This window comes from Bariatricus sp. SGI.161 (genome assembly GCF_050313695.1).
Lineage (GTDB): Bacteria > Bacillota > Clostridia > Lachnospirales > Lachnospiraceae > JAFBIX01.
Map to the genome: position 1 here is coordinate 1 of NZ_JBNPLX010000052.1, position 8,136 is coordinate 8,136.

General features: G+C 37.1%; 9 protein-coding genes. 8 read left to right on the plus strand and 1 reads right to left on the minus strand.

From position 1 onward, the window contains the following. The first annotated feature begins 23 nt into the window (after positions 1 to 23). From ACQRBH_RS16740 to ACQRBH_RS16775, 8 genes are all read left to right on the plus strand, one after another. Positions 24 to 620, plus strand: coding sequence for an HdeD family acid-resistance protein (locus tag ACQRBH_RS16740; protein WP_427762596.1), 597 nt, complete (start codon positions 24 to 26; stop codon positions 618 to 620). A 46-nt stretch (positions 621 to 666) separates the two neighbouring features. Then, entirely contained in the window at positions 667 to 1,377 is a 711-nt protein-coding gene (locus ACQRBH_RS16745; RefSeq protein ID WP_427762597.1) for a TVP38/TMEM64 family protein, read from the plus strand. A 5-nt stretch (positions 1,378 to 1,382) separates the two neighbouring features. Beyond that, a complete protein-coding gene (locus tag ACQRBH_RS16750; RefSeq protein ID WP_158024866.1) occupies positions 1,383 to 1,886 on the plus strand; it encodes a DUF308 domain-containing protein in 504 nt (167 codons plus the stop codon). Between the two features lie 278 nt (positions 1,887 to 2,164). Further along, complete coding sequence (locus ACQRBH_RS16755) at positions 2,165 to 2,350, plus strand: helix-turn-helix domain-containing protein (RefSeq protein ID WP_427744358.1); 186 nt, start codon at positions 2,165 to 2,167, stop codon at positions 2,348 to 2,350. A 130-nt stretch (positions 2,351 to 2,480) separates the two neighbouring features. Beyond that, the gene (locus ACQRBH_RS16760; protein WP_427744359.1) at positions 2,481 to 3,452 is read left to right on the plus strand and encodes a helix-turn-helix domain-containing protein; all 972 of its coding nucleotides are present in this window, start codon (positions 2,481 to 2,483) and stop codon (positions 3,450 to 3,452) included. Positions 3,453 to 3,455: 3 nt separating this feature from the next. After that, positions 3,456 to 4,616: a tyrosine-type recombinase/integrase gene (locus ACQRBH_RS16765; protein WP_427762598.1), complete on the plus strand. Its 1,161-nt coding sequence runs from the start codon at positions 3,456 to 3,458 to the stop codon at positions 4,614 to 4,616. A 225-nt stretch (positions 4,617 to 4,841) separates the two neighbouring features. Continuing rightward, positions 4,842 to 5,390 carry a type IV toxin-antitoxin system AbiEi family antitoxin domain-containing protein gene (locus ACQRBH_RS16770; RefSeq protein ID WP_427762599.1) on the plus strand — a complete coding sequence of 183 codons (549 nt, stop codon included), beginning with the start codon at positions 4,842 to 4,844 and terminating at the stop codon, positions 5,388 to 5,390. Beyond that, positions 5,381 to 5,890: a nucleotidyl transferase AbiEii/AbiGii toxin family protein gene (locus ACQRBH_RS16775; RefSeq protein WP_427762600.1), complete on the plus strand. Its 510-nt coding sequence runs from the start codon at positions 5,381 to 5,383 to the stop codon at positions 5,888 to 5,890. The genes ACQRBH_RS16770 and ACQRBH_RS16775 overlap by 10 nt, the downstream gene beginning before the upstream one ends. Positions 5,891 to 6,070: 180 nt before the next feature. Here the strand turns inward: ACQRBH_RS16775 and ACQRBH_RS16780 are convergent, their stop codons facing one another. Beyond that, a complete protein-coding gene (locus tag ACQRBH_RS16780; RefSeq protein ID WP_427762602.1) occupies positions 6,071 to 7,825 on the minus strand; it encodes an IS1634 family transposase in 1,755 nt (584 codons plus the stop codon). Positions 7,826 to 8,136 lie beyond the last annotated feature (311 nt).

The window sequence follows — 8,136 nt, forward strand, 5'->3', positions numbered from 1 at the left end:
ACTAAAACTGGGAGGAGTAAAATATGAAAACGTTGAAAAAAATAAAGCTGGATATGTGGATAAATGCAATCATGACGGTATTGCTTGGAGTTTTATTCATAATAAAGCCCTATGATTCATTTAAAGTGATTGCAGTGATTGCAGGTATTATGATTTTGTGCAGTGGGATTTTTGATTTGTTCTATGATTTAAAATTTCGGTTGAATACTTATTTTATGCAGGGATCGTTATTTGAAGGCATTTTGAAATGTATTTTGGGAATCTTTATCATTACACATGCTGGAATTACAATAGTGTTGTTTTCTTACGTGTTTAGTATTTTCATCATAATCAATGGAGTAATCTGTATGGAGACGGCTGTTTGTATGAAAGACATATTTCATGTGCGCTGTACATCATATGTTATTCTATCATGTATTATTATTCTGGCTGGAATTAGTATGATGTTCTTTTCACCGGATACAGTTTCAGCCGCTGCATTAATGGCAGGAATTATCTTCATTTTAAATGGCATTATTGACATTATTATATTATACCGATTGAGTAAAATAGGTAAAAAATATGCTCTTGAAATGAAGGATGTGTTTGATGAAGTAAATGGAAATATAATAGACGAATAGATATAAGAAATATCTTGTGATTATAATTATGAATGAGAAAAGTTGGATGAAAATCAGAAACAAAGAAAAAAAACAAAAGAGTGAGAAAAAGTCAGAAATAAAGCTAAAGAAACTCACTCCTTTAGCAGCAATTATTCTGATGACATTGATTCTTTTTGTGATTGTAAGAAAATCAGAAGAACCTTTGTCTGTAAAAACGATATTGAGGTATACACCTGAAAATATGATTTTGGCTGCGTGTGTTTTAGTTTTGTTCTTTGCTCTCAAAAGCCTTACAATTATGTTTCCATTGTCGATTTTATATTTGAGCAGTGGAGTTCTGTTTACACCATTTATAGCTGTGATGGTAAGTATGGTTGGACTGGCGACAACCATTACGATTCCTTATTGGATCGGAAGATACAGCGGTGAAGATATTATACAGTATATTGGGACTAGATATCCCAAGGTTCAACAACTGACAGGATATCAGAATGAAAATGCTTTTTTTGTATGTTTTATTACCAGAATTGTTGGATTTTTGCCAGGTGACATTGTGAGCCTGTATTTTGGCACTTGTGGAGTGAAATTCACTACTTATCTGACAGCAGGAATAAGCGGTTCTTTGCTCAGTATTGTTACTACTACTTTGCTTGGAACTAAGTTGAGCAATCCATTTTCAATAGAATTTATCATGGTATTATTATTAAGAATTTTGGTTGCTGCCGGAACTGTTGTCTTGAAACACTATATGAATAAAAGAACAGGAGAGAAATGAGAAAAATGAATAGAATATTAAAAGTCAAGAGTATATTGTTTCCATCTCTAGGATTAATCTGTATTTTGTTTTCTGATAGAGTAACTCTTCTGTTGCCTTATTTATTAGGAAGTGCTATGGTACTTGTAGGCACGCTGATGGTAGTAAGCTATTTTAAGGAAAAAAAGTTCTTTGAAAAGCAGGCAGACGAATTAGCATATAGTATTATGATGTTTATTATGGGGATTGCATTTCTACTGAAAGGCTCCAGTTCGTTGGAGGCATTAGGAATTACTTGGGCAATTATCGGTATAAGAAAGGCATCTAAATCATTGAATGCGGCAATTAGGCAGTTCTTTTGTAGAAATAATAATTGTGTTATACCAATGATAGAATTTTTCGTACGAATCACGCTAGCATTACTCCTTCTGTTTAATCCGATTGAAAAGATATCCAATCATGTAATTATATTAGGATTGGAAATAATAGCAGTTAGTTTTCCATTTTGTAATATATCCCATTCAGGATAATTGATGATGATAGGTATATTGATCCTTCGTATGATTCAATTCATACGGAGGTTTCTTTTTTCCTTTTTTTCTCATCTTTACATTTTTTTACTGAAACATGTTGTATAAGCCCCTCTGAAACTTTGGATATATAGAGGGACATTTATATCCGCGAGCAACGAGCCAAGCGGACATGCTTGCATGTCCATTTGGCGACTGCCGCGAGAACCAAATGCCCCGTAACTTGCGGGGGATTTGGTATGCCACCTCAAAAATGATGAAATGAGAGGTAATGACATATGGCAGAGAAAAGATGTTATACAGTAAAAGAGTTACAGGAGATTCTTGGAGTCAGTAGACCGACGGTCTATAACCTTCTGAAGAAAAATGAATTCCGGTGGATCCAGTTGGATGGCGGGAAGTACCGCATTTCCAAAAAGAGCTTTGATGACTGGCTGGATAAACTTCCGGAAGGTTTAAACTAATTTCATGTCAAATTACAAAATCGACTCTACACTCCGTTTCGGTCGGTGCTAAACGAATGCCACTGGCATTCAGCACCCTAAATTTTTTTGAAAAAATGCGGTATGGTATGGGCAGAAGGAGGGAGACTTCATGGATCGAGAAAAAATGATAAATACGGAAGACTATGACAGTCTGTTGAAAGAAGTGGAAACAAACAGCCCATACAAAAGGCTGCCTTCTCCGGCAAAAAAGTGGATGAGTGTTTCGGAGATGGGGGAACTTCTGGGGCTTAAGAAAACGGATCGGTATTGGCTGATACATAAGAATTATTTTGAGACAAAAGAGTTTGCCGGTAAAATGCGGATCAATATCGAGAGTTTTGAAAAATGGTATGCAAATCAGATTAAGTATCACAAAGTCAATGGGGAAGAGCCGGGAAAGGAATTAAAAGAATGGTCCTATTCTATTCCGGAACTGGCTGAGATGCTGGAACTTACAGATGGTGTTGTCTATGACCTGATCAAGCGAAACAATATTGCGGTAGTGATCATAGATTACTGGAAACGTGTGCCGAAGGAGGCATTCCGGAAATGGTATGATGGTCAATCAAAATACAGGACAAAAGAAGATAAAAAGAGGGATGCGGAAATGGAAGCAGCTACTCTCACTATGCCGGAGGTGGCCAGACAGCTTGGAATTTCCAGAAAGCAGGTATATAACATCCTAAATAAAAAGAAGTACAAACACTTTTTTGAATATGTAGTGATCGCTGACCGTAAACGGATCACAAAGGAAAGCTTTCAAAAGTTTCTGGATGGACAGGATGAGTATCATTTGGATCCGGCAAATGATTATGAAGAACTGGCGTTAGAGGAAAATGTAGCACTTGCTGATTTCCGAAGGAAGAAACTGTCGCAGACCGGACAGCGAGGCAGAAATGGAAATTTGAAATATCTTACGCCGGATGAAGCAGCATTTATGGCAAAAGTGAGTCGATCCATGATTACTGTCTGGTACAAAAGAGGATATTTTCCGGCTGTTAAGGTGGGCGCAAATGTCCGTATCAAACGCAAAGAGTTTGAAGAGTGGCTGAAAAAAAGAAATACAGAAAGGAGCTGTTAGATTATGGCATCAATCAGAGAAAGAAACGGGAAGTTTAATGTGATTTATTCCTATACTGCTCCGGATGGGAAACGGAAGCAGAAATGGGAAACCTATGCCACAAAGGCAGAAGCAAAAAAACGTAAGAAGGAAATTGAGTATAAGGAAGAAATGGGATCTATGGTGATTCCGCAGTGTAAAACCATGAAGGAACTGTTGGATGAATATGTTGCTCTTTATGGGAAAGATAACTGGGCATTGTCTACATATGATGGAAATGTGTCCCTTATCAATAATTATATCCTTCCGATTATTGGGGATGTGAAACTGGCAGAGATCAATACCCGTTTTATTGAAAAGTATTATCAGAAACTATTAAAAACCCCAGCAGTGATCAATCCGATGATTGGAAAAAGAATGAATGAGTATGTATCGACCAGTACAATCCGGGACATTCATAAGCTTCTGCGGAGCTGTTTTCAGCAGGCAATTAAGTGGGAACTGATGGAGAAAAATCCTTGTATATATGCAACAGTTCCAAAACATAAAACAAAGAAACGGGATATCTGGACTGCTGAAACTCTGATGTATGCCATGGAAGTATGTGAGGATGAGCGGTTAAAGCTAGCCATGAATCTCTCCTTCTCCTGTTCTCTTCGAATCAGTGAGCTTCTGGGACTTACATGGGATTGCGTCGATATTTCCGAAGAAGCAATTGAGGAGAACCGGGCATATCTTTTCATAAATAAGGAATCCCAGCGCGTGAGCAAGGCTGCCTTAAAGGAACTGGATGCAAAAGATGTCCTGCTCGTATTTCCGGAAAAGAGTAAAAAGAATAAGACGGTCCGTGTTCTGAAAACACCGAAGACTGACAGCAGTGGAACGTATAAGCTGAAACTGAATGGCGGAGATATAAAGGCGGTACAGGGCGACTCCGGACATGCTCAGGTCAGCATGGTCACGGATGTATATTCTCATATCCTGGATGATGACCGGAAGAAAAATGCAGAATTATTTGAAGAAGCATTTTATGAGAAGAAAAATCTGGATCCGCAGATGCATCCGAATACAGCAGAAAATACGGTGGCGCTTCCGGAAGGCGTGGATGCAGAACTGCTTGCAAAGGTTCTTTCCAATCCGGAGATGGCAGCACTTCTTACGTCACTGGCGAAGACAATGAAATAATATATGTATAAGAGATATGCCTATGGTTTTTATTCCTACAAGTGTTCGACTTGGTACAAAAATTAAAAATATATTGTACTAAGTTGATTTTTGATATTTATCATGTATAATATAACTTGATACAAAAACTATCATATAATTGTATGAAGTTATTCGAGGGTGGTGTGCATTACTATGAATATGGTTATGGATTATGAGTCAATATTTAAACAGCATGGAGGAATAATGCGTACATGTGAACTTACGAAGGAGGGTATTTCTTATCGGATACTTCAAAACTTAATTGAAGAAGGCCTTGTAGAAAAAATTAAGTATGGCTACTATCAATGGCAGGATGAAAAGGCATTTACAGAAGTATCAGTAATTTGTACACTATTTCCGGATGCCATTATTTGTGATCTTTCTGCAGCAATGTATCATGGATATACAGATCGTGTGCCGGGAATCTGGCATATAGCAGTGGATAACAAATCGGCAAGGAATAAATTCAAAATGGATTTTCCGATAATAAAGCCACATTTTATCGATGCAAACAGATTGGATATTGGTGTAAGTGAAGGAAATATTGACGGAATTACCGTAAAGATATATGACCGGGAACGTGTTGTCTGTGATTGTCTTAGACATATGAATACTATGGATGGAGAAGTGTTTAACACAGTAATCCAAAGATATGTGAAGGACAAAGAGAAAGATGCTGCTAAATTGATGGAGTATGCTGCAAGACTTGGTGTGGAAAAAAAGGCAAGAAGGGTGGTTGGAGTATGGCTGTAAAAGAGGTAAAAGATATGGGCGCATCAGTGCTTGCCAGATTAAAAAAGCAAGCAAAGGAAACTGAAATAAATTATCAGACTTGTCTCCAGCTTTTTGCACAAGAGGAGTTTCTTCGTAAACTTGAAATGTCACAGTATGCGGAAAATCTTGTTTTGAAAGGTGGCATGTTCTTATATACAATTTCTAATTTCGAGGGCAGACCGACCATGGATATTGACTTCATGTTAAGGAGAATGTCTAATGATATTGCAGATGTGGAAGCAATAATCAAAGAAATATGTAAAATGGATACAAATAATGATTTTATTGATATCGAGGTCGTTGGAACAAGAGAAATCACACCAGAAAAGAAATATCCTGGCATAGGAATCAATTTAATCGCCCATATTAAAAATGTGAGAATTCCATTTTCGGTTGATATTGGCGTTGATGACGTAATAGTACCGCATGCAGTAAAGAGAACGGTGGCAACTAGGTTGAAAGGATTTAACATAATTTAGCAAGAATTCCCCCTCCTCTTAGGTGGTTGGGATGAATTGCAAAGAAAGAACGTATGTTCTTGAAAGTCGGCGGGCATTGTGATATAATATCCCATCTTTGACAGTTGATGAAAGACAAAACAGCCACAAAGCCTGTATTTATGGACTCTGTGGCTGTTTGTCCGTTTGCATCGATATGTACTATATTTTTGTTTTTGCGTTAGTTATCTTTTTGGTCTTTGAAATAATTCCTCGCATGGAGGCTTTTGATATAAATTCAAAGTCTGTTCTTAATCCAAATGAACTGTGAAGTGCATCTGTTAGTTTTGTTCGTTTGTAAGAAGGAATGTAACCACTGTCCTTGCTTAATAGTGTCATATTCATACCACGCAGTGTTTCCAAAATCTGAGTGCATGTAAACCCTTCCCCTAGTTTCTTTTCTAATAGTCTATATACTAAGAGACTGATATAGCACGTAAGAAAATGTGCTTTGATACGATCGTCTCTCTGCACATAAACTGGTCTGGCTTCAAAATCGGATTTCATGATTCGGAAGTTCTCCTCGATTTCCCAGCGTTGCTTGTTAATTTTTATGATTTCTGCTGGGTTATCTTCAAGGTTTGTTACAACAGCATAAAAACCATCATACATGGATTCTTCATTTATGCGTTCTTCATCCAATTTATAAACAGACTTATCTGCGATTTCGCCATCTGATGTAATGGAGGTTTTTTGAATGAAACGTGCAGGGTCGTTTTGATTCTTTCCTCGTCTGCATTTTCCAGGAGACTGTATCATTTTCAGCGCACGGTCAATCTGACGACTACGAATTTTTTGTTGATAAGCTTTATATTTAGGAGAGTACGTAACAATAATCGTTTCATCCATATCTCCGGTCACGAGAGGTACTTCTTTGTAATAAACCGTATGAAATACATCAGGATCCGTTTCATCAAGGGTTCTTAGATCAATCATTTTATTCGAACCCGGAACTTTAAATTGAGTTGGATTCAAGGCTATTTCACGATCTTCCTGTTTCATTTTTTTCAATGAGTAAGTAATCACATAAGAACGATTCCCGAAGCTGTTTAGAAATCTGTTTTTTACGCTTCCTAAGCCGGCGTCCGAACAAAAGATAAATTCGCTGCAATCAAAATCTTTAATGACTTTTGTCTCTAATGGTTTTAGTGTGAGCTGTTCGTTTTGATTTCCGGGGAAAATATCAAAAGCAAGAGGGATGCCATCAGCATCCATAAAAAGTCCCATAGTAACGATTGGATTCGGCCTATGTTCTTTATTTTTGCCGTATTTTTTGTCACCACTTTCTTCTTCGATTTCGAAATAGTAATTCGTGCAATCGTAATACAAGATTTTTGAATTGCGATGATGCACAAAGTTTGAATTTCGATAAAGTTCTTCTTGGATGTAATCCGATTCCTCCGCCATAACAGAAAGAGCACGATAAACATTCTGCAAAGAATATTTAGGTGGTTCCAAAAGAGAGTGACAGAAAGAATAGCTGCTCATCTTACTGGAAGGTGATAGGATTCTTGCATAAATCAAATCTGTAAGAATGGCATGAAAATCGTAAGTAAATTTATGACGGTTACGAATGTTCCTGCAAATGTTATCCAGTCTTAATTCAGAACATAGTTGCTGCAAAAAAAGATAGCCTACGTTAAATAAACGTTCTTCTTCCAATGGAATGCGCGCTGTTTGAGAAAAACTGACAGAAATCTGTTCTCTTTGCTGATTATAAAGAGCAGTTTCTTTAGCTGCCTCTGCTTTAGCCCAAGCCATCATTTTTTCTTTGTCGCCTGAAAACTGCTCTAGAAGGTCGTTGTATTTCCCTAGCTTTTTGTAAATGCGAGAAGATGATTTACCATTCTCTTTTCTGTAAGATTGATAAATATAAACGTCCTTGTTGTTTGGACTACCAGTAATATTTACATACATAACAAATCACTCCTTTTATCTATTATAACACACAAGCACAAACAAGTACATAGAAAAACGCAAAATTTGACAAAAAAATAAGCCACAAACGGCTTAAATAAAGGATTCTTTATAATATTTCTAAAATACAAGTGTCAAAGACCCGTACCGCATGCAGTAAAGAGAACGGTGGCAACTAGGTTGAAAGGATTTAACATAATTTAGCAAGAATTCCCCCTCCTCTTAGGTGGTTGGGATGAATTGCAAAGAAAGAACGTATGTTCTTGAAAGTCGGCGGGCATTGTGATATAATATACTCAGTCGATAAGAAG

Excerpts from the sequence above, each read along its gene's own strand:
- ACQRBH_RS16740 (WP_427762596.1), top strand. The coding sequence starts at position 24 with ATGAAAACGTTGAAAAAAATAAAGCTGGATATGTGGATAAATGCAATC.
- ACQRBH_RS16745 (WP_427762597.1), top strand. The coding sequence starts at position 667 with ATGAAAATCAGAAACAAAGAAAAAAAACAAAAGAGTGAGAAAAAGTCA.
- ACQRBH_RS16750 (WP_158024866.1), top strand. The coding sequence starts at position 1,383 with ATGAATAGAATATTAAAAGTCAAGAGTATATTGTTTCCATCTCTAGGA.
- ACQRBH_RS16755 (WP_427744358.1), top strand. The coding sequence starts at position 2,165 with ATGGCAGAGAAAAGATGTTATACAGTAAAAGAGTTACAGGAGATTCTT.
- ACQRBH_RS16760 (WP_427744359.1), top strand. The coding sequence starts at position 2,481 with ATGGATCGAGAAAAAATGATAAATACGGAAGACTATGACAGTCTGTTG.
- ACQRBH_RS16765 (WP_427762598.1), top strand. The coding sequence starts at position 3,456 with ATGGCATCAATCAGAGAAAGAAACGGGAAGTTTAATGTGATTTATTCC.
- ACQRBH_RS16770 (WP_427762599.1), top strand. The coding sequence starts at position 4,842 with ATGCGTACATGTGAACTTACGAAGGAGGGTATTTCTTATCGGATACTT.
- ACQRBH_RS16775 (WP_427762600.1), top strand. The coding sequence starts at position 5,381 with ATGGCTGTAAAAGAGGTAAAAGATATGGGCGCATCAGTGCTTGCCAGA.
- ACQRBH_RS16780 (WP_427762602.1), bottom strand. The coding sequence starts at position 7,825 with ATGTATGTAAATATTACTGGTAGTCCAAACAACAAGGACGTTTATATT.